Below are 24,547 nucleotides of genomic sequence, written 5' to 3' on the forward strand. Positions count from 1 at the left end.
GTGCCGTTCTTTGCCTACAAAGCCCGCAACGCCAGCGGCGAACTGCTGCAAGGCGTGATGGAGGGCGCCGACAGCGGCGCAGTAGCCAACCAGTTGTTTGCCACGGGCGTGACGCCCGTCGATATCGTGCAGACCAAAAAAGCGGTGGCCGCCAGCAGCGATATCGGCCTGTGGCAGCGCCTGACCGAAAAGAAAGTCACGTCGATGGACGTGCAGCTGTTCAGCCGCCAGATGTACACCCTGCTCAAGGCTGGCGTGCCGATCATGCGCGGCCTGGCCGGCCTGCAGGAGTCGGCCATCAGCCCCGCGTTCGGCCGCGTGATCAAGGATATCCGCGAGTCGCTCGACGCCGGGCGCGAACTGTCGGCCGCCATGGCGCGCCACCCGGCCGTATTTACGCCGTTCTACCTGTCGATGGTGCGCGTGGGCGAAATGACGGGCCGCCTCGATGAAGTCTTCTTGCGCCTGTTCGATCACCTGGAATTCGACCGCGACATGCGCGCCCGCGTCAAGACGGCCACGCGCTATCCCACCTTTGTGATTGCGGCGATGATCATTGCCATCGTCATCGTGAATATTTTTGTCATTCCCCAGTTCGAGAAAGTCTTTGCCAGCTTCAAGGCGGAACTGCCCTTGATGACCCGCATCCTGATCGGCACCTCGGCCTTTACCGTCAATTACTGGCCCGCCTTGCTGGCGGTGAGTATCGCCGGCGTCGCCGGTTTCAAGGCCTGGCTGCGCACGGTGGCCGGCCGCTACACCTGGGATCGCATGAAATTGCGCTTTCCCGTGGCCGGCAAGATACTGCTCAAGGGCACCATGGCGCGCTTTGCGCGCAGTTTCGCCTTGTCCAGTTCCAGCGGCGTGCCCATCGTGCAGGCGCTGACGGTGGTGTCGCAGACGGTCGACAACGCGTATCTGTGCGCGCGCGTCGAGCAGATGCGCGACGGCGTCGAACGCGGCGAAAGCATTTTGCGCACCTCGGTGGCGGCCAAGGTGTTTACCCCGGTGGTGCTGCAGATGATCGCCATCGGCGAGGAATCGGGTTCGCTCGACGAACTGATGGATGAGATTGCCGCCATGTACGAGCGCGAAGTCGATTATGAATTGAAAACCTTGTCGTCGCAGATAGAACCGATCCTGATTGCCTTCCTGGGCGCGATGGTGCTGGTGCTGGCGCTGGGCATCTTCCTGCCGATCTGGGATCTGGGCCGGGTGGCCTTGCACAAATGATGCAGGCCCAAGCAGGACTTCGCCAGGCGGCCGGCCATCGAGACGGCGGCTTTACGCTGTTCGAACTGGCGGTGGTGGTGGCGGTCACCGGCATCCTGATCATCGTCTTGCTGAGCAGAGTGATGTTTTATCGCAACGAGGCCGAGCGGCTGGCCTTCCAGCAGACGCTGACGGCCTTGCGCGCCGAAACCAGCCTGCAGGCGTATGCGCGGCTGATTGCCGGCCGTCCCGGGGAAATCGCCGCGCTGGCAGGCAAGAATCCGGTCAATTGGCTGGCGCAGCCGCCGCCCAATTATCTGGGTGAATTTTATTCTCCAGACACCAAAAAACTTGCTTCAGGAAATTGGTTTTTTGACAGGAATGATGGAATATTGGTATATTTATTAGATAAGGGCAATACTTTTGACGTTAAGGGTTCCGAGTTGCTTAAATTCAAGGTAAGCTTGTCAAAGGGAGCAACAACTGGCAGCCCGACTAACATGCTTGAGTTGGCGCCGGTTCAAGTCCGCAAGCAATGACCGCAGCCAGGTCAGCAAGTTGATGCAAGCAGTTTTTTCTGTTTGTGATTGAAACATTCATGATTTTTGGAGATCCGCATGAACAAGTCGATTCGCAGTTTCAAACAAGGCACCCAAGCGGGTTTTACATTGATCGAACTGGTGGTGGTGATCGTTATCCTGGGGATACTGGCGGCGACGGCAATTCCGAAGTTTGTTGATATGGCAAAAGAAGCGCGTGTGGCCAAGATAAACGCGGTGTTCGGCACGGTGCAGGGCGCGGTTGCGCTGGCGCATGCGCGCTGGCTGGTAGATGGCATTGCCGATACAAAGGTTGTGTTGGAAGGCACGACCATTGCCATGACCAATGGTTATCCTACCGCCGCCAGCATTACGCAAGCCGTCAGCCTGAATGGCTACGATGTTTCGGGTAGCGCACCTTTGCTGATCAAGGAAAATGCGGCCCGCACCAGCTGCCAGTTGAGCTACACCACCTCCGCTGCCGCCAACACCGCGCCAGTGATCACGGTCGATACTTCCGGCTGCTGATAAACAAGTGTGCCCGCCTGCATCGTGCATGGCGGCACGATGCAGCGGGTTCAACATGATGTTCTGCCTGTTGGGCTTTTTATTGGTTATTTGGCATGCAACAGCAGGCAGCTTATCGCGACAAGACTGACAATGCCGAATCCGGGTTTACCGAATTATTTCAAACTGCGTGCTCGCTCACGTGCACGCGGCTTCACCATAATCGAACTGGTCACGGTAATTGTGCTCGTCGGCATCCTGGCCGCAGTTGCAGCACCGCGCTTTGTGCAAAATGAAGTATTCGACGCCCGCACCTTTACCGACCAGAACCTGAACATGCTGCGCTATGCGCAAAAGCTGGCCATCGCGCAGAGCCGGCCCGTGTTCGTCCTGATGAGCCCCAGCCGCATCGCCCTGTGTTTCAGTACTGCCTGCGAGGCAAGCAACCGCGTATTGGCGCCGGCCGGCGCCAATACGGGTAGCACGGCCACCATCGCCCAATGCGGTGCGGACCGCAGCTGGTTTTGCGAAGGCAAGCCCGCCAATGTCACGTATGGCGTGCAGAAGGACGGCATGATTTTCTATTTCAATGCGCTGGGCAGGCCCTTCCTGGGCACTGATATCGATCCATCATCCAAATTTACGAAACTTGATATTGCCATCGGCAGTAGCGGCGTACCTGCGCGCAGCGTACTGGTCGAAGCGGAAACTGGCTATGTCCACTTGTAAACAGCGTCGCGGCGACCAGCATGGCTTTACCCTGATCGAAGTCGTGATCTTTATTGTCGTTATTTTCATCGCGGTGGTGGGCGTGCTGCAGGTGATCAGTTTTACTACCAGCAACAGCGCCGACCCGCAGCTGCGCAAGCAGGCGCTGGTGCTGGCCGAATCCATGCTGGAAGAAGTGCAGCTGGCGCGTTTTACCTATTGCAATCCGCTCCTCGATCCGGCCGCAGAAACGGCCGCCAATGCGGGTGTTTGCACCGTGCCGCAAACTTTTCCCACCGACCGGGACAAGCTGGCGCGGCCGTATTACAACGTTACTGATTATGTGAACAAGTTTGACGAACCCGTTTATTATACTCAGGACGCTTCGCAGATCGATTTTCCAGGTGGCTACAAGGTCTCTGTGGCGGTAGCGCCCGAAGCGGCGCTGGGACCGGCCGCTGCGTTTGTCGCGCCGGCCGCCGGGCCGGTCAACGCCAGCCCGGCCAATCTGGAAGCGCTGCGCATCACGGTGGTGGTCAGCTATGGCGGCAACCAGTCGATTACCCTGGTCGGCTACCGCACGCGCTATGCGCCCAATCTGATATGAGCCACCTTTTCTCGCGCCGCAGCCAGCGCGGCTTTACGCTGGTCGAGCTGGTGGTGGTGATTGTCATCATCGGCATCGTCTCCGGCATGGTGGCGGTGTTTATCGGCGTGCCGGTACGCAGCTACATGGACACGGCCGCGCGCGTGGAACTGGCAGATATCGCCGATACGGCCACGCGCCGCATCGCGCGCGACGTGCGCCTGGCGCTGCCCAACAGCGTGCGCGTCGGCGGTAACGGCGCCTACCTGGAGCTGCTGCTGACCAAGACCGGCGGGCGCTATCTGTCGCTGGACGACAATGCCCCCGGCAATATACTGGCTTTTGACACCGACCCCGCGCCGGCCAATTCCACTGTGTTTACCGTCGTTGGCGCCATGCCTGCAGGAGTGCAAACCATCGTGCCCGGCGACTTTATCGTCGTTAATAACCTGGGGAACGATCCCCCCGTCAACGCCTATGACTGCAGCGTAAAATGCAATCGCGGCACGGTTGCGGCCGTCAATGGCAACGATATCACCCTGGCCGCCAATCCCTTTCTGGTGGTCAATGCCGCTGACGCCGCCATGCGCGCCATGCCATCGCTGGGCAGCCGTTTCCAGGTGGTGACCACGCCGGTAAGCTATTTTTGCGCGCCCAATGCCAATGGCGGCGGCACCCTGCAGCGCTTTTCCGGCTACACGATCCAGGCTGACCAGCCGGTGGCGGCCGGCAGCGCGCCGCTGTCCAATGCGCCGGTGCAAGCCGCCCTGGCCGGCCAGGTGGCTGCCTGTTCATTTACGTTTACCACCTTGCCGAACGTGCAGCGCGGCCTGGTCGGCATCAACCTGCTGCTGGGCACGGCCGGCAGCGGCGGTGGACAGATTTCGCTGGTGCAGCAAGCCCAGGTCAACAATACGCCATGACGCCATTTCATTCACTCAATCGCCAGCGCATCTGCCGGCCGCCACGCGGTTTCGGCATTGTCACGGCCGTTTTTTTGCTGGTGGTGCTCGCCGGTCTGGGCGTGGCGATGGTCAGCCTCTTCAGCGTCCAGCAGACGGCCTCCGCGCTCGACATCCAGGGCGCGCGCGCTTACCAGGCGGCGCGCGCCGGCATCGAGTGGGGCTTGTACCGTCAGTTGCGCGCCAGTAGTTGCCAGCCGACCAGCACCTTCGTGGTGCCGGCCAACGGCTTTACGGTCACCGTGCGCTGCACCTTGACGATTGGGCCGGGTACCTTGAAGCGCTACCAGGTGGTGGCCACCGCCTGCAACCAGCCGGCAGCCGGCGTGTGTTCCGCCGCCAGCGCCAGCAATAATACGGATTATGTGCAGCGCATGCTGCAAGCCGAATTTTGACAACAGTATTTTTGACAAGGGGTGACATGCGAAGGGATTTGCCACGGTGGCGGCGCTGCCGCGCTCTGGCCTGGCTGCTGTGCGCGCTCATCTGCCTGTTCGCGCTGCCGGCGCAGGCCGTAACCTACGCCAATACCAGCCAGGCCTTCAACTGGATAGACGCCAGCAGTCATAACAAGCTGGGCTACAACACCACGCCGTACAAGTTCAATTGGGTGAGCGGCTGCGGCACCACCCCGCCGATTATCGACGACACCATCAGCGACCAGATACCGATCGGTTTCAGCTTCATGTATTCGGGCGTCGCCTTCACGTCGGTGCGGGTAATGAGCAATGGCCGCGTGCATTTCAATAACAACGTCAGCTGCGGCTACGGCAGCCCGGTGCAGCAGCTGCCGTATCCGAACAATACGCTCAATTACACGATGCGTATTTACGGCAACGACCTCGATCCGACCTCGCGGCTGGAAGCTGCCAATTACAACACGCCTTGCGCCAGCCGCGCCTCGTGCTATGTCAGCTACGCCACCATCGGCACGGCGCCTTACCGCAGTTTTGTCGTGACCTGGAACAATGTGCCTGAATGGGCCACCAACAACAGAACCGGCTCCACCGCGCCCGTCGGCTCGTACAGTTTGCAACTGATCCTGCAGGAAAACGGCGAATTCGTCTACCAGTATGGCGACGACGTGCCGGGGCCACAGGCAGCGCTGGGCCAGGTGGGCTGGCAGGCCGACAGCAGCGACTACGATACGCCGCAGGTGGGCTTTCCGGCCAACAATACCGCCATCAAGTTTTACATCCCGCGCCCGGTGGTGGAATACCGCATGGAGCAGCCCAGCTGGAACAATACGGCGGGGCAGGTGCTCGACACCAGCGGCAACGGCGCCAGCGGCACGGTGCTGGGCGCGGTGCAGACCATCGCGGCGGGGCGGGTGTGCCGCGCCGCCAGCGTGCCGCTCAATACCAGCATCTCCACCGTCGCCGCCATTGACACGGGCTTGTCGGTGCCAGGCGTGATGGGCAACGCCGGCACCATGACCTTCTGGTACAAGGCCAACACGGCCTGGTCCGGTTCTGGCGCGCGTGATGCACAGTTGCTCGACGCCACGCAAACACCGAACGAATATTTCTTTCTGGTCCGGCGCAGCAACGGCGCCTTGCGCTTTGTCGTGACCGACAGCCAGGGTGTGGTGCGGGTGGTGGAAACGGCGGCCAATACGGTGCCTGCCGGCACCTGGAAACATATCGCCGTCAGCTGGAATTTCAATGCATTGGTGGCCGGCAACAGCGACCATTTGCGCATCTACATCGATGGCGTGGAAAAGGCCGAGGCCGCATTTACCACCAACGCGACCTTGTCGCCGCGCATAGGCGGCTTGTTTTTGGGTGACAACAGGGGGCTGGTGGCAGCTCAGGGCGGCACCGGCAATTCCACCGACGGCGCACTCGACGAGTTTCGCGCTTACAACACCGAAGGCATCGCGCTGATCGTGCGCGACATGAACCTGAGCCAGGCCGGCTGCCTGAGCCACTACGCCGTGTCGCACTCGGGCAGCGGCCTGACCTGCCAGCAAAGCACCATCACCATCACGGCGCACGACCTCAACCACGGCAATATCGTGATGCCCAATAACACCACGCAGATCCAGCTGGGCACCTCGAATGGTCTCGGCGACTGGTCGCTGGTGGCGGGCTATGGCCAGCTGAACAATGGCGTCGCCAATGACGGCGTGGCGACCTATCTGTTCAATGGCGAATACCAGGCCGTGTTTGCACTCAGCAGCGGCACGGCGGACAGTATTACCATCAATGTCACCGATGGACAGTTTACCGAAGCGGCGAGCGAGGACCCGGCTTTGCTCATCAAGGCCTGTGTGGCGGCGCGCTTCAATGCCTGCGAGGCCGCCACGCCGCGCTGCGTGCCGAACAACACTTCAATCAACTATGCGCGCTTGAATACCAGGCTGGCCGACACCGGGTTCAAGCTGGACCTGGTCAAGCTCAAGACGGACGCCACCCTGGAAAGCACCTTCAATGGCGCGGCCACGGTCGATTTGCTGGTCAATACGAATACCGGCGTGTCCCTGAGCGCCAACAACTGCCCGACCAGCCAGACGGCGGTGATACCACTGGGGTTGATTGCTTTCACCAACGGCTATTCAAAGGACAGCCTGACGGTGCTGGCCAACGCCATCAGCGCCGTGGCGCCCAATTACAGCGCCTACCGTGACGTGCGCGTGCGTGTCAGCTGCACCAAAGCGGACTGCGGCACGGCCACGGTGGGCTGCTCGACCGATAACTTTGCCATCCGGCCGCAGCAGTTTTCCGTCAGCTCGAACATGAACAACGCGGACCAGGCCGGTGCACCGAAATTGGCGGCCGGCGCCGGCTTTACCCTGAATGCAACGGCGGTGGCCGGCTATAACGGCACGCCACTGGTCGACAATACGCTGGACGGGCAAAAGATTGTCACCCATCTGGGCGCGACAGACTACACCGATCGCCTGCTGGCGGGCAACAGCGCGCCCTTTCCCCTGAGCCAGGCCAGTCTTGCCACCGGCGTTGCCAGCAATGCCAGCGTGACGTACAACGATGTCGGCAATTTCGCCATCCTGGCCGACGGCGTCATCGACAATTCCTGGACCGCGGTCGACCAGCCCAACGATTGCGTGGTTGGCAGCGGCAGCAATAGCGTCACCGGCAATAAAGTCGGCTGCAATATCGGCAACCGCACGCAAACCACGGCGTTCGGGCGCTTTTATCCCCATCATTATGTGCTCCATGGTTACCTGGACGCCGCCTGCCGCACGGCGGAGTCGAGCGGGCCACCGGCGGTGGCAGCCAGTGAATTTACCTACATGGGCTTGCGCGAGCTGGGCGTCGGCGTGGGAGCGGCGGCGCAAAGCAGCGGCAACCTGCCATTGCCGCGCTATACGGCGGGCTATCCCACGCTGGCCGTCACCAGTGTTGCAGGGCGCGATGGCAATACAGCGGTCGACCTGACCGGCCGCCTGACGCCGGCCTTGCCGGTCCTGAGCTGGTACAAGGGCAGCGCCGGGCGCTTTTTCCAGACCGACGGCGCCGCCTATGGCACCGGCGCCACGGCGATCAGCGTCACCGGCAGCGGCGGCATCGCCGCTGGCGACCTGGTCAAATTCCCGCCAGACGCCGCCATGTATTCCGTGCAGGGCTACGCGCCCGCCGCCGATGGCAGTGGCGGCGTGATGACGCTCGCCACCGGCTTGCAGCAGGCGATGCCGGCAGCCGTGCGTGGCCTGACCTTCCTGCACAGTTTTGACCGCCTGGCCAGCGGCCAGGATGGTCCGTATGATCATTTTGGCGTGCTGGTCGGCATCAACGACAGCGACGGCGCACTCATTTCCAGCGTGAACGGCACGGCCGTCACGCCAGCGGCCAGCGTGTTGCTGGGCGCCACGCGCTTGCGCCATGGCCGCATGCGCATCGACAATATGGTGGGCTCGGAACTGCGCAGTTTTCCGGTGCCGGTGGCGGCGCAGTACTGGGCCGGCACGCAGTACCAGGTCAATACCCTGGACAACTGCACGGCGCTGCTGCGCAAGAACTTCATCATGGAAGACTACAGGAACCTGCAGGACGCCCAGATGCCGGCGGCCACCTCGATTCCCGCCGACAGCAAGTCGCTGGTGGCCGGCAAGGGCATGTTGCTCCTGGATAAGCCGGTGTTGCCGGTCACGCAGAAGGGCAGTTTTCGCCTGCGTTCGCTGTTTCCTTACCTGCCGGGCGACGGCCGCGAAACCATCGGCATTTTCAAGAGCGGACCGGTGTTGTATATGCGAGAAGTTTACTGAGCTGACCCCGAGTGGTGTTTTCCAGAATAATTGTTGTCAATTGTTAATTTTTTGGCCTTGTTGTCGTCACGATGAATTAGAATTGACTCACCGCATTAGTCTGGTGGCAACATCGTTGTTTTTAATTTTATCTGTGGATTGGTCGCATGGGTTTTTTCGCAAGAGCAAAAAAGCGGGCAGGGTTGCTGGCGACGGCAGTCACGCCCGACGGCATTTGCGCGGCGCTGGTGGTTGCGCGTGCCGGTGACCAGCCGCAGGTCAAGGCCATCCTGTGGCAAGCCGCCGCCAGGCCGGCGCCAGCGATTGCGCTGGACAAGCTGAGCAAGGAGATGCAGGCGTCGGCGTATCGCTGCACCACCGTGCTCGGCGCGCTCGATTACCAGTTGCTGTCGCTCGAAGCGCCCAATGTGCCGCCCGAAGAACTGAAGACGGCGATCGGCTGGCGCCTGAAGGATATGCTCGATTTTCCTCTGGCCGAGGCCACCATCGATGTGTTTGACATCCCGCCCGACCAGAATGCGCCCGTGCGTGGTCAGTCCGTGTTTGCCGTCGCGGCGCGCAACAGCGCCGTGTCGCAGCGCCAGCAGATGTATGCGGCCGCGAAGATCGGCCTTGCCGTGATCGACATTCCTGAAATGGCGCAGCGCAATATCGCCGCCTTGCTGGAAACGCCGGGGCGCGGCCTGGCCATGCTGTCGTTCGACGCCGATGGCGGCTTGCTGACGGTCAATTTCAACACCGAGCTGTATTTGTCGCGCCGTATCGACGTCAAGCTGGCCCAGCTGGTCGAGGGCAGCGATGAGCAGAAAAGCCAGTACTACGACAAGATCACGCTGGAACTGCAACGCTCGTTCGACCATTTCGACCGTCAGTTTCATTTCATTAATGTGATCAAGCTGGTGCTGGCGCCCACCGGCGCCGATGGGCTGCACGGCTATCTGGCCGACAATCTGTACATGCCGGTCGAAGTCCTTGACCTGGCGGCGGTGATCGACGTGACGGCAGTGCCGCAGTTGCAGGAGGCCGCCTGCCAGGCGCGCTTTTTCCTGACCCTGGGCGCCGCCATGCGCGTGGAAACGGTCGCGCCATGAGCCAGCAAATCAATCTGTTCAATCCGGCGTTTGAAAAACAGAAGCAGGCGCTGGCGGCCGCCACGATGGCGCAGGGCCTGTTGCTGATCCTGTTAATGGGCGCCGGCCTGGCCTGGTACGGCACGCGCCAGGTGACCGTGCTGGAAAGGGCGGCTGCGCAATCGAAGGCGCAACTGGCCGTGCGCGAAGCGCGCCGCACCAAGGTGCTGGCCGACTACCCTGTACGCGCGAAAGATCCGGCCATCGGCCACGCGCTGGCGCAGGCCGAGGCCGAACGATCCGCCTTGCTGGCAGCACAAAAAGCGCTGCAGGGTGGCAGCCTGGGCAACACTCAAGGTTACTCTGCGTATTTCCGCGCCTTTGCCAACCGCAAGGTCGACGGCCTGTGGCTGACGGGGGTGAGCATCGCCGGCGCGGACAGCCAGATCGGCCTGCAGGGCCGCGCCTTGCAAGCGGCGCTGGTGCCCGCGTATATCAATGCCTTGGGCAAAGATCCGGTGCTGCGTGGAAAAACGTTCGCCCGGCTCGATATAGCCGCCAGCGTGCCGAAGATGCCGGCTACTACCGCGCAGCCCGCTGCCGCGCCCGTCGCGCCATCGGCGCCGCTGTCATCGCTGCCGGCGCTGGCAGGCTTGCCGCCCGATGTGTTGCAGGCGCTGGGGGCGTCGGGCAGCAAGGCGATTGCCACCGCCAGTCCTGCGGCGGTCCCGGTCCCGGTCCCGGTCCCGGTTCCGGCAGCGCCTGCCGCACGGCAGCTGCCCTTGTCGTATGTGGAATTTGATCTGCAATCGACCGCCGCGTCGGTCGAAACGGGAGCGAGCGCGCCATGAAGCAGAACGACTTGCAACAGCGCTGGCGCAAGCTGGCGGCAAAAGTCGATGCGCTGAGCCTGCGCGAGCGCGTGATGATGTTTGGCGCCAGCGCGGCGCTGCTGATCTTCCTGCTGTTTTCGTTGTTTCTCAATCCGCTGTTCGCCAGGCAGAAAATGCTCAACGAGAGCATCGCCAGCGAGCAGCAGATGATGGCCGGCATCGATGCCGAGATCTTGCTGAAAATAAGCGGCAATGGCGTCGATCCGGATGCGCCTGATCGCCAGGCGCTCGAGCGCTTGCGCCAGGAGGGCACGCGCCTGAGCCAGACCTTGCGTACAGCCCAGGCCGGCCTGGTGCCACCGGAGCGCATCGTGTTCCTGCTTGAACGCCTGCTCAAGCAGCATGCCCGGCTGCGCCTGGTATCGCTCAAGACGCTGCCGTCGGCGCCGGTGACCGATGCCGCCAGTGCGTCCGCCGCACCAGCGACAGCACCGCCGCCCGCCGCCGGCGCGCCTGCGTTGCCCGCCATCAAGACCGCGCCACTGTTGTATCGCCATGGCGTGGAAGTGGTGCTGCGCGGCAGCTACCTCGATATGGTCAACTACATGGAAGCGCTGGAATCGATGCCGACCGCTGTTTTCTGGGGCGACGCCAGGCTGGTGGTGGAGCAGTATCCGAACGCCACCGTGAGCCTGACCTTGTTTACTTTGAGCCTGGACGACAAATGGATTTCACTATGAAAGCGGGCGCGCCGGTGTGGTTGTTTGCCGTGCTGGGGGTACTGCTGTTGCCGCCGGCAGCGGCGCAAGGCCTGGTCGATCCGACCCGCCCGCCCGACGCGCCGCTGGCCGGTGGCGACAGTGGCGCCGGGGCCGGCGCTGCGCGCGCCGCGCCGCAATTGCAATCGGTGCTGGTAGCGAGCAGTGGCCGCCGCGTGGCGGTCGTTGACGGGCACACGGTACGCGTCGGCGACAAGGTGGGCGAGGCCAGCGTGGCCGCCATCGGCGAGACGACAGTAACGCTGCGCCGTGGCAAGCGCATCGAGACCATCAGGCTGTATCCGCAAGCCGCAGAGCAAACCAAGGCAGGGAAGACGCAAATTCATGCATATTAATCAAGACAAGGCGAGCATGCTCAGTTTAACCAGAATGGCCGCCGCGCTGGGCCTGTCCGCCAGCCTGTGCGCCTGTGTCGCGCCGGCGCAGCGCGATACCTATGACGCGATCAAGGCGCAAGTGGCGACGGCCAGCGCCACCACCAGCGCCGCCACCCAGTCGGACGCGGTCGCCAACGCCCTGTTGCCGCCGGTATCAAGCCTGGCTGGGCAGTTGCCGAAAGCGCGCGCCGTGCTCGACGAGCGCTTCAACGTGGCCTTCAACAATGTGCCGGCGCGCCAGTTCTACAATTCCATCGTCACCGGCACGCGCTACAACATCCTGGTCCATCCCGATGTGCAGGGCACCGTCTCTGCCAGGCTGAAGGACGTGACCCTGTTCGAGGCGCTCGACGCCGTGCGCGAGATGTATGGCTACGATTACAAGGTCGACGGCACGCGTATTTCGATCCGTCCGCTGACCATGCAGACGCGCATGTTCCAGGTCAATTACCTGACCGGCAACCGCAAGGGCAGCTCCAACCTGCGCGTCTCGTCCACCTCCGTCAACAGCGCCGGCAGCAGCAGCGGCGGCCAGAGTGCGGGCGGCGGCAACGGCCAGCAGCAACAGCAGCAACCGGGCCAGCCGGGTGTGGGCGGGCAGGGCGCGCTGCAGGACAGCGCCAACGTCAGCACCAGTTCCGACAGCGACTTCTGGAAGGAACTCAAGGAGTCGCTCGTTGCCATCGTCGGCGGCGACGCCGACGGCCGCAAGGTCGTGCTCAGCCCGCAGTCGGGCGTGGTGGTGGTGCGCGCCATGCCCGAAGAGCTGCGCAATGTCGACGCCTATCTGAAGGCGACGCAATTGTCGGTCGACCGCCAGGTGATCCTGGAAGCGAAGATCATCGAAGTGGAGCTGAACGACAACTTCCAGACGGGCGTGAACTGGGCCTCGTTCGCCTCCATCAAGAGCGGCCACACCAACCGCATCTCGACCGGCTTCCTGGCGCCCGGCAGCAGCCTGGCGCCGCTGCCGTTTGCCGGCGGACAGCCACCCGCCATCACCAATGGCGCCAGCGGCATTTCGGCCAGCACCGGCTTTGGCCTCAGTTCTGCGGCCACGGCGGCCGGCTCGATGTTCGGCCTGGCGCTGCAGACGAGTAATTTCGCCGCCATGATTTCCTTCCTGGAGTCGCAAGGCAGCGTGCATGTGCTGTCGAGCCCGCGCATCGCCACCATGAACAACCAGAAGGCCGTGCTGAAGATCGGCACCGACGAGTTTTTTGTCACGGGCGTGAGCACCACCGTCACCTCGACCGGCACCGCCAGCGGCAACACGTCCAGTCCCAACGTCACCTTGCAGCCCTTCTTTTCCGGCGTGGTGCTCGACGTGACGCCGCAGATCGACGAGAACGGCAATATCATCCTGCACGTGCATCCTTCCGTCAGCCAGGTCACCACCGTCACCAAGAATGTCGACCTGGGCAGCGCTGGATCGTTGAAACTGCCGCTGGCGGCGTCGAGCACCTCCGAGATGGACAGCATGGTGCGCAGCCAGGATGGGCGCATCGTGGCCATTGGCGGCCTGATGCGCCAGTCGACCACCAATGACCGTTCGCAAGTGCCGGGCGCCGGCAATGTGCCGCTGCTGGGCGCGTTGTTCCGCAATACCGGCCAGGTGGTGCAGAAGCGCGAACTGGTGGTGCTGATCAAGCCGACCATCGTCGAAGGCGCCAACAGCTGGAATGCGGACCTGCTCGATTCGGGCAAGCGCATCGAGGCGCTCGATCCGCGCCAGCCGGCGCAGCGGCCTTAAATGTACCAGGCCCATTTCGGCTTGCGCGAGGCGCCGTTCGGCCTTACGCCCGATACCACTTTCTTTTTCAACAGCCCGCAGTCGCAAAAGGCGCTCAACACCCTGCTGGTGGCGGCGCGCAATGGCGAGGGCTTTATCAAGATTACCGGTGAAGTGGGTACCGGCAAGACGTTTTTGTGCCGCAAGTTCATGCAGTCGCTGGGGCCGGGTTTTGTCACGGCCTATATTTCAAATCCCAACCTGCCGCCGCAGAGCCTGATCCAGGCGCTGGCCGACAGACTGGACGTGCTGCCGCAGAAAGAGGCCGACCAGCACCAGTTATTGAAATCGATCAATTTGCGCCTGCTGAACCTGGCGGCGCAGGGCAAGCAGGTGCTGCTGTGCCTGGATGAAGCGCAGGCGATTCCCGTCGACAGCCTCGAAGCGTTGCGCCTCTTGACCAACCTGGAAACGGAAAAGCGCAAACTGCTGCAGATCGTGCTGTTCGGCCAGCCGGAACTGGACGCCAAGCTGGCGCGCCCGGAAATCCGCCAGCTGGCGCAGCGCATCACCTTTCATTACCATCTGGGGCCGTTGTCGCGCGACGATGTGGAGTTTTATGTGGCGCACCGCCTGCGCGTGGCCGGTTTCGACGGCGCTCGCCTGTTCCGCCGGGGCGCAGTGGCTAGGCTGTACACGGCCAGCGGCGGCATCCCGCGCCTGGTCAACATCATCGCCCACAAGTCGCTGATGGTGGCCTATGGCGAAGGGCGCCAGCAGGTCAGCCGCAGCGACGTGGCGCTGGCCGCCAGCGATACGGTGACCAGCCGTAATCTGTGGAACGGCGCCTGGCGCGCTCGCTGGCAATGGCTGGCCGGCGCCGGTGTGCTGGCCATAGCCTGTACACTGGGCTGGACCTTACTGAACCGATGAAACGAGATTGTAGATGAGCCTGATTAACAAGATGTTGCAAGATCTCGATGCCCGCGGCAAGCAAGGCCAGGACCCGGGCGCCGATACGGGCGGCATCCGGTCGGTCCCCGAGCGCGAACGCGGCCTGCCGCGTGCGGCCGTGTTTGGCGGTGCCGCCGGCCTGACGGCGATTGCCATTGCGCTGGGCTGGATCTACTTCAAGCGCCCGCCAGTGCCGCCAGTGCTGGTCAGTGTGGCGCAAGCCCCGGTCCCGGTGCCGGTGCCGGTGCCGGTCCAGGCTACGGTCCCGGTCCCGGTTCCGGCGGCTGTTCCTGTGGTGGCGCCCGCGCCGCAACCCGTGGCCGAGCCGGCTCCCGCTGCCAGCGTGCCGATGGCGCGCACACACAAGGACGTCGCGCCCAGGCAGCTCGCCGCTCCAGTGGCCAGGCCGGTGCCCGCCGTCAGCGAAAAAATCGTTGAAGGCAAGCAGGTCACGCCGCAGCAAAGTATCGACAACGCCTACCGCCGCGCGCTGGCCGACTTGCAGGATGGCCGCGTGGACGAGGCGATGGCTGGCCTGCAGCGCACCTTGCAACGCGATCCGCGCCACCAGGGTGCGCGCGAAACGCTGGTGCGCCTGCTGCTTGAAGCGCAGCGCCCCGACGAGGCCATGCGCCAGCTGCAGCAAAGCCTGGCGCTGGACGCGAAACAGCCGGCGCAGGCGATGATGCTGGCCCGTTTGCAGCTCGACCGCAGCGGTGGCGGCGCGGCCGCGCTCGATACGCTCCAGCGCAGCCTGCCGTTTGCCGGCGAGCAGCTCGACTACCGCGCCTTCCTGGCCGGCGTGCTGCAGCGCGAACAGCGCTATCATGAAGCGGCCGAGCAATACCAGCTGGCGCTGCAGGCGGCGCCTGACAACAGCGTCTGGTGGATGGGCCTGGGGATCGCCCTGCAGGCCGACAAGCAGCCGGCGCAGGCGAAAGCGGCGTTCGAACGGGCGCAAGCGTTGCAGACCCTGTCGCCGCAATTGCAGGCATTTGTCGAGCGCAAGCTGGTGCAGCTGGCCGCTGGCAAATGATGGGGCGCTGGAACACGGCGTTCACCATCCGATTGGTCTACGCGCTGTGCCTGTCCGGCGCGACGTTGAACCATGCGCGCAGCGTGCTGGAACATGGCCTGGCGTGGGACTATGGCGGCGTGCCGCCTTTTGTCAGCGCTTTCTGGACCGCGCTGACCTTTATCGATGCGCTGGCGGTGCTGCTGCTGTTTGCCAGGCCCAGGGCCGGCCTGTTGCTGACGGTGGCGATCATGGTTGCTGACGTGGCGGTCAACGGATGGGTCGGCATGACTTACGGTTTTGACGTCGCCGCTTTCTCGGCCCAGTTCGTGTTCATGCTGTTCGTGCTGGGTACGGTGCGCATGGCCTGGCGCCTTGAGAGCGTTAGGCGCCGGCATGCGGGGCAATAGAAGCACCACGCAGGCACGCCATGGCGCTGCACTTTAATCTGGCGTTTCTTGCATGAGTAGGCAAGTATTGATAATCGCCTACTCGTCGTCAGTGCCATGGCTGGCAGCTCAGATCGTCCGAAGCCGCTCAAGCGCCAGGTTCAGGGTCTCGTCCTTCTTGGCAAAGCAGAAGCGCACGATGCCCGACTCCTTGCCTTGCGCGTAGAAAGCCGAGACGGGAATCGCCGCCACTTTGACTTCCGTGGTCAGCCATTCGGCAAACTGCGCTTCGCTGTCCTGCGAGATGGCGCCGTATTTCACGCATTGAAAATAGGTGCCGTCGGCCGGCAGCAGTTCGAAGCGGCTGCCGGCCAGGCCGGCGCGGAACAGATCGCGCTTGCGCTGGTAGAAGGCGGGCAGCTGCAGATACGGTTGCGGATCGGCCATATGGCTGGCCAGGCCGTGCTGCATCGGTGTATTGACGGTAAAGACATTGTACTGGTGCACCTTGCGAAACTCCGCCGTCATGGTCGACGGCGCCGCCACGTAGCCCACTTTCCAGCCCGTCACATGATAGGTCTTGCCAAAGCTCGAGACAATGAATGCGCGCGCCGCCAGTTCGGCGTGGCGGCTCAAGGATGCGTGCGGCGCGCCGTCGTAGACCATATGTTCATACACTTCGTCGGACAGCAGCAGGATCTGCGTGCCGCGCACGATGTCGGCCAGTTTTTCAAGGTCAGCGGCGCGCAGGATGGTGCCGGTCGGGTTGTGCGGCGTGTTGATGATGATCAAACGCGTTTGCGGGCTCACGGCACCTGCCAGTTTGTCCCACGGCACGCTGTAGCCGCGCTCGTCGACGTCCATGGCTACCGGCACCGGTATGCCGCCGGCCAGCGCGATGGCCGGCAAATAGCTGTCGTAGGCCGGTTCGATGACGATCACTTCGTCGCCCGGATGCACGCAGCACAGAATGGCGGTGGTCAGGGCCTGGGTGGCGCCAGCGGTCACGGTAACTTCGGTGGCGGCGTCGTACTCATGGCCGTACAGGCTGGCGACTTTCGCGGCGATGGCCTCGCGCAGGGGCGCTGCGCCCGTCATCAAAGGGTACTGGTTGTGGCCGGCGCGCATCGCTACGCTGACGGCCTCGACCAGTGCCGGCTCGCAGTCGAAATCGGGAAAGCCCTGGCCCAGGTTGACGGCGTCGTGGCGGGCCGCCAGCGCCGACATGCGGGTAAACACCGTGGTGCCCACGGCGGGCAGGCGGGTCTGCAGGACCGGGGTCAGGATGGGATGCGAAGATGGAGTCATGGCTATGCGCAAGTGGAAACGTTGCTTATTCTAGCGCAGGATGCCAGCCTTCCGGCAGCATGATCCTGAACATGCCGGCCCTGGCCGTCTTGCGCGCCAGTTTCAGCAGCGCCTTGTCTTTGGTAATCAACACGTCGGCGCTGGCGTCGCGCGCCAGTTCGAGGAATTTCTGGTCGTCCTTGTCGGTGCACACTGGCAGGCGCACCCCGGATACCGCTGGCGCCACCACCGTGATCAGGGCGTCGAAACGGGCGGCGGCGATGGCGCGGCTGTCTTCGTCGAGCGGCAGGTGCTTGTAGTGCAGCACCACCAGGTATTCGGCGCGGCAGTCTGCGCGCGTGATGGCCTGCACCGCGCCGCTTTCCATGGCCCCCAAGAGGCCGGCCCAGCGGGGATCGTTGAAGACGAACAGGTCCAGGCAGACATTGGTGTCGAGGACGAGTTTTTGTGGAGCAGGTATCATGTCGGCAATTCTATTTTGTAGTGAACATTATGTTGATCGTGCTTTCGCCCGCCAAGAGTCTCGACCTGGAGACGCCGCCAACGACTTCGTTGCACAGCACCCCCGATTTTCTCGACTATTCCGCGCAGCTGATCGAGCGCATGCGCCAGTTTTCGCCCGCCGAAGTGGGCAGCCTGATGGGTATTTCCGACGCCCTGGCCAGCCTGAACGTGGCCCGCTACGCGTCCTGGACGCCGCAACTGCAGGATGCGCGCCAGGCCATCATGGCCTTCAATGGCGACGTCTACGCCGGTTTTGAAGCGCGCAGCCTGCAACCGGCCCAACTCGACTATGCCCAGGCGCGCGTACGCATCCTGTCGGGCCTGTACGGCTTGCTGCGCCCGCTGGACCTGATCCACCCGCACCGGCTGGAAATGGGCACGCGATTGTCGACCGCGCGCGGCAAGGACCTGTACGCGTTCTGGGGCGACACCATCACCAGCGCCCTGAACCGCACGGCCGGCGAGAACAAAGCCAGGGTGCTGGTCAACCTGGCGTCGGAAGAATACTTCAAGTCCGTCAGGCCGCGCCAGCTGACCGTGCCGGTGATCACGCCCGTGTTCGAGGACTGGAAGAACGGCAAGTATAAAATCATCTCGTTCTACGCCAAGCGCGCCCGCGGCCTGCTGGCACGCTATGCGGCCGTCAACGGCATACGCGATCCAGAGCAACTCAAGCAGTTTGATGTCGATGGCTATGCTTATGTGCCCGAAGCATCGAACGACAGCAGCTGGGTGTTCCGGCGCAAAGTTGCAGAGTAAGAAAAAACCGGAGCAAGCTCCGGTTTGTTGATGCTTACTGCCAGAACTTCCACCACTTGCGTTCCTTGTTCACCCCTTCAGGGCTGAGGAAGGCGGTGGTCGGATAGTTCTTGGTCAGCACGCGCAGGGTGTCGTCGCGCAGGTCGGTCATGCCCAGCTTGTCATACGAGCGGTACATGATGAACAGCGCTTCTTCGATCGCCGGCGAGGCGGCAAAGTCGCTGACGGTCGTTTGCGCGCGGTTGGCGGCGGCCAGGTAGGCACCGCGGCGGTAGTAATAGCGGGCCACATGGACCTCATACTTGGCCATGGCGTCGATCAGGTAGTTCATGCGCGCCAGCGCGTCGGGCGTGTACTTGCTGTTCGGGAACTTGTCGACCAGTTGCTTGAAGGCCGCAAACGCTTCGCGCGTGGCTTTTGGATCGCGCTCGGTCGGGTCTTGCTCGTACAAAAAATTCATGAAGCTGATCTGATCGTTAAAGCTGATCAGGCCCCGCAAGTAGTACATATAATCCACATTGGCGTGGTTAGGATGCAACTTGATGAAGCGTTCGACAGCGGCCAGTGCCTGCGCCTGGTCTCCCGACTTATAATACGCGTAAGCGATCTCCATCTGCGCTTGCAGAGCGTAGTTGCCGAAAGGGTAGTTAGCCTCCAGCTTCTGGAACAGTCCGATTGCAGCCTCATAGTGCTGACCGGACATTTCTTCACGCGCCTCCGAGTATAATTTCGTAACAGACCAGTTTTTGGTCTCATCCACTTTTTCTGGCAACAAGCTGCAAGCGGACATGCCGAGCAGAACGACTGAAGCGACTACCAACGATAATTTTTTTTGCATGACGTTTTGCAAGAAGGTTTTAACCAAGATTTTACAATAGGCTGATTATAGCCGATGGGAATGCTGTGATATTAACTCCGAAGCCTAATTTGGCTGACCCCGTGTTGGACTCCCTTTCTGAACCTGACTTTGACGCCGTCCTTGACGGCGATTTTGGCGCCGACGAGATCATCGACGACATGGCGCCGATCGAACTCGAGCTGACGCCGGACGCCTGTGGCCAACGTCTCGACAAAGTCATTTCCACGCTGGTGCCGCAGTACTCGCGCAGCCGCTTGCAACTGTGGGTCGAGGCTGGTTTCGTTACCGTCGACGGAAAAGTTGCCAAGCGCAATATGACCGCCTATGGTGATGAAAAGATCGTCATTCTGCCGCAAAGCGCGCCGGAAGACGAGGCTTTTAAGCCCGAAGCGATGCAATTGAACATCGTGCACGAGGATGAGCATATCATCGTCATCAACAAACCGGCAGGACTGGTGGTGCATCCGGGGCCGGGCAACTGGTCCGGTACCTTGCTCAACGGCCTGCTGCATCACTGTCCGCAGCTGGCCGGCGTGCCGCGTGCCGGCATCGTGCACCGGCTGGACAAGGATACCAGCGGCCTGATGGTGGTCGGCAAAACCCTGGCCTCGCAGACCGACCTGGTGCGCCAGTTGCAGGCACGTACCGTCAAGCGTGAATATTTTGCGCTGGTGTGGGGCACGCCGAAGCCGTCCGGCACCATCGATGCCTCGATCGCCCGCCACCCGCGCGACCGCGTAAAGATGGCCGTGTCGGAAAATTTCTCGGCCAAACCGGCGATCACCCATTACGAGTTGCTCAATAGCGGCGAGCTGGACCGCCGTCCCGTCAGCTTGATGCAATGCCGTCTGGAAACAGGTCGCACCCACCAGATCCGCGTGCACATGCAGCACCTGGGCTTTGCGCTGGTCGGCGACGCCGTCTATGGCAAGCAGCACCTGGTGTCGGTGTTTCCGCGCCAGGCCTTGCAGGCGCGCCGCCTGGGCCTGGTTCATCCGGGCAGCGGCCAAGCGTGCGAGTGGATCGTGCCGGTGGCCGACGACTTTGCCGCGCTGCTCGCCACGGCCGGCATCCCCGAGCCGGAACAGGTGTAATGGCTGCCTTGCCCGTCATCCTTCCCCACTGGCCGGGCCTGCCCGCCAACGTGGGCGCACGCTCGACCACGCGCGCGGGCGGCGTCAGCCTGGCGCCGTATGATGACGGGCAGGGCGGTGGCGGCCTGAACCTGGGCGTGCATGTGGCCGACATTGACGCGCACGTGGCGCAGAACCGGGCGCGCCTGGCGGCCATGCTGCCAGCGCAACCTGCCTGGCTGAACCAGGTGCATGGCGTGGCGGTGGTCGATGCGGCCAGCCTGGCCGGACGGGTGCCGGACGCCGACGCCAGCGTGGCCTCGACGCCTGGCGCGGTGTGCCTGGTGATGACGGCCGACTGCCTGCCGGTGCTGTTCAGCTCAAGCGACGGCCAGGTGGTGGGCGCCGCCCATGCGGGCTGGCGCGGCCTGGCCGCTGGCGTCTTGCAACGCACGGTGCAAACCATGCGCGAGCGCGGCGCAACAGATATCCTGGCCTGGCTGGGGCCTGCCATCGGTCCGCGGCAATTTGAAGTGGGGCAGGATGTGCTGCAAGCCTTTCTCGACGGCGCGCAGGGTGGCGCCGAACGGCAGGCATTCGAGGCCGCGTTCATGGCCATCGCCGGCAAGCCGGGCAAATACCTGGCCGACATCTACGCGCTGGGGCGTTTGATGCTGGCGCGCGAGGGCGTGACGCAGGTGGCCGGTGGCGAGCATTGTACCGTCAGCGAGCCGGCCCGCTTTTATTCGTACCGGCGCGACGGCGTCACGGGACGACAGGCCAGTTTGATCTGGCGCAAGTAACCTTGGCACACTCCAGCGGCAGGCACTTATGTGTCTGCCGTTTTTGTTTTATCGTCTGTCTTTGCCTGTTGCAGGCTCTTGCGTTTGCGCCGCCGCGAACCGGTCAGATAGAATAGGATCGACAGCGGCAGCACGCAGTACAGCAAAAACGTCATCAGGCCGGCGACGACGGACGGTTCCGTCAGCGCCATCAGGCCGACGACATAGATCCAGGCGATGGCGGTCATCAGCATCATCAGCAAGGACGATCAGTAAAGTTTTGCATGCAGGACCCAGGTAGCGATTGATTTTTTAAATTCTTGAATGGACTTAACCATATGAATATGCCCGATCCTCAAGCAATGACCAAGGAGTGGATGGCGCAGATCAGCGACCCGAACCATTGGAAGACGTGGTTCAACATGGTGCCGCAGCCCGCAGGCAATCCGATTGCCGGCATTTTGCAGGATGCCGGCGCCAGTATCAAGCCGGAAGTGCTCGAACAACTGAAAAACGCCTATATGGCCAAACTGACGGGCTTGTGGACGGACTTTATGGCCGGCAAGACGCCGGCAGTCAACGACCGGCGTTTTGCCGCGCCGGCCTGGCATGCCAGCCCCTTGTCGGCCTTCAACGCCGCCGCCTATCTGCTCAACGCCGAATTTCTCGCCGCCATGGCCGACGCCGTCGATGCGACACCACACCAGAAACAGAAGCTCCGTTTCGCCGTGCAGCAGATCGTCGACGCCATGTCGCCGGCGAACTTTTTGGCCACCAACCCCGACGCTCAGCAGACCCTGATCGAAACCAAGGGCGAAAGCCTGGCCAAGGGCCTGACGAACATGCTGGCCGACATGCGGAAGGGCCGCATCTCGCAATCTGATGAGTCCGCCTTTGAAGTGGGCCGCAATGTCGCCACCACGCCCGGTACGGTGGTGTTTGAAAATGCCTTGTTCCAGCTGATCCAGTACACGCCGACGACCGCCACAGTACACCAGCGTCCGCTGCTGATGGTGCCACCGTGCATCAATAAATTCTATATCCTTGACTTGCAACCTGAAAATTCGCTGGTGCGCTATGCCGTCGAGCAGGGTAATACCGTCTTCCTGATGTCCTGGCGTAATGCCGACATGAGCATGCAGCACCTCACCTGGGACGATTACGTGGAGCAGGGCGTGATCGAGGCGATCAAGGTCACGCAGGATATTTCGGGCCAGGAAAAATTGAACATGTTCGGCTTTTGCGTGGGCGGCACCATCGTCTCGACTGCGCTGGCCGTGCTGAAAGCGCGCGGCCAGGACCCGGTCGCCAGCCTGACCTTGCTGACCACCTTCCTCGACTTCTGCGATACGGGCGCGCTGGAAGTGTTCATCGATGAACCGCAAGTGGCGCTGCGCGAGCAGACCCTGGCCCAGGGCGGGCTGATGTCCGGGCGCGACCTGGGCAGCACCTTTTCCAGCCTGCGTCCGAACGACCTGGTGTGGAACTATGTGCAATCGAATTACCTGAAGGGCAAGGAGCCGCCCGCCTTCGACCTGCTGTACTGGAACGGCGACGGCACCAGCTTGCCCGGCCCCATGTTCTGCTGGTACTTGCGCAACACCTACCTGGAAAACAGCCTGAAAGTGCCGGGCAAGCTGACGGTGGCCGGTGAAAAGGTCGACTTGTCCAGCATCAACGCGCCAGCCTTTATCTACGGTTCGCGTGAAGACCATATCGTGCCCTGGGGCGCGGCCTACGCCAGCACGGCGCTGCTCAATCCGAAAAAGCCGAAGGCCAACCGTTTTATCCTGGGCGCCTCGGGTCATATCGCCGGCGTGATCAATCCGGCCTCGAAGAAAAAGCGCAGCTACTGGACCAATGACCAGCCTGCCTCCGCACGGACCAAAGCCAAGGTCCTGAGCGCCGAGCAATGGCTGGAAGGCGCGACGGAACACGCCGGCAGCTGGTGGCCCGAATGGGCTGCTTTCCTGGCCCAGCACGGTGGCGCGGACGTCAAGGCGCCGGCCAAACCTGGCAACAAACGCTATCCTTCCATTGAGTCCGCACCTGGCCGTTACGTGAAGGTCCGGGCCGACTGAGTGCCTGGCTTGAGGATGGCAAGGCCGGGCAAGATGGCGGCCTTGTCAAGAACTTACTTGGTTGCGTTGCAATAAAACCGGGAAACTTCGGCTTGAATGTGCAACGTCGCCGTTTTCCACTCTATAATGCAAAAAGTAAGCAGGTGCGAAAGCGAACCTTGCGTTCGCTTTTTTTTCGGATCAACTCAGTATGCGCTGCGGCGCAATAAGTGGAACTTCTGATGAGCAGTGCAAAAAAAAGTATAGACCGCCTGATTAAAAAATACCCTAACCGCCGTCTGTACGATACCCAAACCAGTTCCTACATCACATTGACTGACGTCAAACAGCTGGTGCTGGACAACGAAGAATTCACGGTGGTCGATGCCAAGTCCAGCGAAGACCTGACGCGCAGCATCTTGTTGCAGATTATTCTGGAAGAAGAGGCCAGCGGCGTGCCGATGTTCTCCAGCGGCGTGCTGTCGCAAATCATCCGCTACTATGGTCACGCCATGCAGGGCATGATGGGCTCCTACCTGGAAAAGAACGTGCAAGCGTTTACCGATATCCAGCACAAGTTCACGGGCACCTCGGCCGGCAGCTTCGAAGGCAAGCCGTTCAGCCCTGAGATGTGGACCCAGTTCATGAACGTGCAGGGCCCGATGATGCAGGGCATGATGAACAACTATATCGACCAGAGCAAGAGCCTGTTCGTGCAGATGCAGGAGCAAATGCAAAACCAGAGCAAAAGCCTGTTCGGCAACTTCCCGTTCGTGCCGCCCGTCGTGCCACCGACCGACAAGAAGTAACTCTCTCAACCAAGCCTGGAGGTTCTCCTCCAGCACGCTTGCACCGCATGACGACCCGCCGTCGCCGATGTCCGGCGCTGCGCCGAATGCAACGGTGCGAAGGGATGGTTTCTCCGACTATCTGACAAGCGCTTGCGCGCGTAAAGGCGCTCTCGGGGCGTGTCAGGCGTCTCTGGGGCCGGCTTGACTGGCTCGACTATTTTATCAAAGTCGCAAGACCAGTTTGCGGCGCCTTTTTCTCTCGTTGACGACTGATATGACCATCATATCGTCGATGCGCAGCGCAGCGTTCTTTTACAATTTCATGGCAAGAAAAATCGGTAGAACATAGACCTGCCAATTAATCCTTTGTTTTCAATGTTTATAAATGGTGTGTTCCTCGCGCCTGCGGGGATGAACCGGCCCATGCTATCGCCTTGCCCCCACCTTGCACGTGTTCCCCACGCCTGCGGGGATAAACCGCCGTATGGTTTCCGTAGTCATGACAAATTGGGCAGATGAG

Annotated in this window: 25 protein-coding genes; 21 read left to right on the top strand and 4 right to left on the bottom strand. The window is 62.1% G+C overall.

Translation table 11 applies throughout. The features are described from left to right. The 16 genes from CD932_RS22985 to CD932_RS23065 all read left to right on the top strand — a co-directional run bounded on the left by CD932_RS22985 (position 1) and on the right by CD932_RS23065 (position 15,912). A complete protein-coding gene (locus CD932_RS22985) occupies positions 1–1,233 on the top strand; it encodes a type II secretion system F family protein (protein WP_094445109.1) in 1,233 nt (410 codons plus the stop codon). Further along, the gene (locus CD932_RS22990) at positions 1,230–1,751 is read left to right on the top strand and encodes a type II secretion system protein (RefSeq protein WP_141213354.1); all 522 of its coding nucleotides are present in this window, start codon (positions 1,230–1,232) and stop codon (positions 1,749–1,751) included. Before CD932_RS22985 ends, CD932_RS22990 begins: the two co-directional genes overlap by 4 nt. A 78-nt stretch (positions 1,752–1,829) precedes the next feature. Then, positions 1,830–2,279, top strand: coding sequence for a prepilin-type N-terminal cleavage/methylation domain-containing protein (locus tag CD932_RS29700; protein ID WP_094445112.1), 450 nt, complete (start codon positions 1,830–1,832; stop codon positions 2,277–2,279). Between the two features lie 9 nt (positions 2,280–2,288). Further along, positions 2,289–2,987, top strand: a complete 699-nt coding sequence (locus CD932_RS23000) for a Tfp pilus assembly protein FimT/FimU (RefSeq protein WP_303396100.1) — start codon at positions 2,289–2,291, stop codon at positions 2,985–2,987. After that, on the top strand, positions 2,974–3,573 hold the full coding sequence (locus CD932_RS23005; RefSeq protein ID WP_094445115.1) for a prepilin-type N-terminal cleavage/methylation domain-containing protein: 600 nt from the start codon (positions 2,974–2,976) through the stop codon (positions 3,571–3,573). The genes CD932_RS23000 and CD932_RS23005 overlap by 14 nt, the downstream gene beginning before the upstream one ends. Then, positions 3,570–4,475: a type II secretion system protein J gene (locus tag CD932_RS23010; RefSeq protein WP_094445116.1), complete on the top strand. Its 906-nt coding sequence runs from the start codon at positions 3,570–3,572 to the stop codon at positions 4,473–4,475. The genes CD932_RS23005 and CD932_RS23010 overlap by 4 nt, the downstream gene beginning before the upstream one ends. Beyond that, entirely contained in the window at positions 4,472–4,909 is a 438-nt protein-coding gene (locus CD932_RS23015; RefSeq protein ID WP_094445117.1) for an agglutinin biogenesis protein MshP, read from the top strand. The genes CD932_RS23010 and CD932_RS23015 overlap by 4 nt, the downstream gene beginning before the upstream one ends. A gap of 26 nt (positions 4,910–4,935) precedes the next feature. Next, entirely contained in the window at positions 4,936–8,742 is a 3,807-nt protein-coding gene (locus CD932_RS23020) for a LamG domain-containing protein (protein WP_094445119.1), read from the top strand. Between the two features lie 146 nt (positions 8,743–8,888). After that, positions 8,889–9,833: a type IV pilus biogenesis protein PilM gene (pilM, locus tag CD932_RS23025; RefSeq protein ID WP_094445121.1), complete on the top strand. Its 945-nt coding sequence runs from the start codon at positions 8,889–8,891 to the stop codon at positions 9,831–9,833. Continuing rightward, a complete protein-coding gene (locus CD932_RS23030; protein WP_176461099.1) occupies positions 9,830–10,663 on the top strand; it encodes an MSHA biogenesis protein MshA in 834 nt (277 codons plus the stop codon). The genes pilM and CD932_RS23030 overlap by 4 nt, the downstream gene beginning before the upstream one ends. Then, positions 10,660–11,385 (top strand): hypothetical protein, encoded by a 726-nt coding sequence (locus tag CD932_RS23035; RefSeq protein WP_254926728.1) that lies wholly within the window; start codon positions 10,660–10,662, stop codon positions 11,383–11,385. The genes CD932_RS23030 and CD932_RS23035 overlap by 4 nt, the downstream gene beginning before the upstream one ends. Next, on the top strand, positions 11,370–11,759 hold the full coding sequence (locus CD932_RS23040; RefSeq protein ID WP_254926729.1) for an MSHA biogenesis protein MshK: 390 nt from the start codon (positions 11,370–11,372) through the stop codon (positions 11,757–11,759). Before CD932_RS23035 ends, CD932_RS23040 begins: the two co-directional genes overlap by 16 nt. 16 nt (positions 11,760–11,775) lie before the next feature. Then, on the top strand, positions 11,776–13,554 hold the full coding sequence (mshL, locus tag CD932_RS23045) for a pilus (MSHA type) biogenesis protein MshL (RefSeq protein WP_254926730.1): 1,779 nt from the start codon (positions 11,776–11,778) through the stop codon (positions 13,552–13,554). Beyond that, positions 13,555–14,466 (top strand): ExeA family protein, encoded by a 912-nt coding sequence (locus CD932_RS23050; protein WP_094445125.1) that lies wholly within the window; start codon positions 13,555–13,557, stop codon positions 14,464–14,466. 13 nt (positions 14,467–14,479) lie between these two features. Next, positions 14,480–15,523, top strand: coding sequence for a tetratricopeptide repeat protein (locus CD932_RS23060; protein WP_176461100.1), 1,044 nt, complete (start codon positions 14,480–14,482; stop codon positions 15,521–15,523). Further along, positions 15,520–15,912, top strand: coding sequence for a hypothetical protein (locus tag CD932_RS23065; protein ID WP_217907345.1), 393 nt, complete (start codon positions 15,520–15,522; stop codon positions 15,910–15,912). Before CD932_RS23060 ends, CD932_RS23065 begins: the two co-directional genes overlap by 4 nt. Positions 15,913–16,020: 108 nt before the next feature. Here the strand turns inward: CD932_RS23065 and CD932_RS23070 are convergent, their stop codons facing one another. Continuing rightward, the gene (locus CD932_RS23070) at positions 16,021–17,199 is read right to left on the bottom strand and encodes a pyridoxal phosphate-dependent aminotransferase (protein ID WP_176461101.1); all 1,179 of its coding nucleotides are present in this window, start codon (positions 17,197–17,199) and stop codon (positions 16,021–16,023) included. A 25-nt stretch (positions 17,200–17,224) separates the two neighbouring features. Beyond that, positions 17,225–17,662 (bottom strand): putative toxin-antitoxin system toxin component, PIN family, encoded by a 438-nt coding sequence (locus tag CD932_RS23075; RefSeq protein ID WP_094445133.1) that lies wholly within the window; start codon positions 17,660–17,662, stop codon positions 17,225–17,227. 29 nt (positions 17,663–17,691) lie between these two features. Here CD932_RS23075 and yaaA point away from each other — a divergent pair, with 29 nt between their 5' ends. Then, a complete protein-coding gene (gene yaaA / locus CD932_RS23080) occupies positions 17,692–18,462 on the top strand; it encodes a peroxide stress protein YaaA (RefSeq protein WP_094445134.1) in 771 nt (256 codons plus the stop codon). Positions 18,463–18,496: 34 nt separating this feature from the next. Here the strand turns inward: yaaA and CD932_RS23085 are convergent, their stop codons facing one another. Next, positions 18,497–19,300, bottom strand: a complete 804-nt coding sequence (locus tag CD932_RS23085; RefSeq protein WP_094445135.1) for an outer membrane protein assembly factor BamD — start codon at positions 19,298–19,300, stop codon at positions 18,497–18,499. Positions 19,301–19,401: 101 nt separating this feature from the next. Here CD932_RS23085 and CD932_RS23090 point away from each other — a divergent pair, with 101 nt between their 5' ends. After that, a complete protein-coding gene (locus CD932_RS23090; RefSeq protein WP_254926731.1) occupies positions 19,402–20,415 on the top strand; it encodes an RluA family pseudouridine synthase in 1,014 nt (337 codons plus the stop codon). Further along, entirely contained in the window at positions 20,415–21,197 is a 783-nt protein-coding gene (gene pgeF, locus CD932_RS23095; RefSeq protein WP_094445139.1) for a peptidoglycan editing factor PgeF, read from the top strand. The genes CD932_RS23090 and pgeF overlap by 1 nt, the downstream gene beginning before the upstream one ends. Before the next feature lie 26 nt (positions 21,198–21,223). Here the strand turns inward: pgeF and CD932_RS23100 are convergent, their stop codons facing one another. After that, positions 21,224–21,424, bottom strand: a complete 201-nt coding sequence (locus CD932_RS23100; RefSeq protein WP_369679849.1) for a hypothetical protein — start codon at positions 21,422–21,424, stop codon at positions 21,224–21,226. Positions 21,425–21,514: 90 nt separating this feature from the next. Between CD932_RS23100 and phaC the strand changes: the two genes are divergently transcribed. Together phaC and phaR are read left to right on the top strand one after the other, a co-directional pair. Next, complete coding sequence (gene phaC, locus CD932_RS23105; RefSeq protein WP_094445141.1) at positions 21,515–23,257, top strand: class I poly(R)-hydroxyalkanoic acid synthase; 1,743 nt, start codon at positions 21,515–21,517, stop codon at positions 23,255–23,257. A 221-nt stretch (positions 23,258–23,478) separates the two neighbouring features. Beyond that, a complete protein-coding gene (gene phaR, locus CD932_RS23110; RefSeq protein WP_094445143.1) occupies positions 23,479–24,045 on the top strand; it encodes a polyhydroxyalkanoate synthesis repressor PhaR in 567 nt (188 codons plus the stop codon). The last annotated feature ends 502 nt before the right edge of the window (positions 24,046–24,547 follow it).

Origin of the sequence: Janthinobacterium sp. PC23-8 (assembly GCF_002250505.1) — a bacterium.
GTDB lineage: Bacteria > Pseudomonadota > Gammaproteobacteria > Burkholderiales > Burkholderiaceae_D > Janthinobacterium.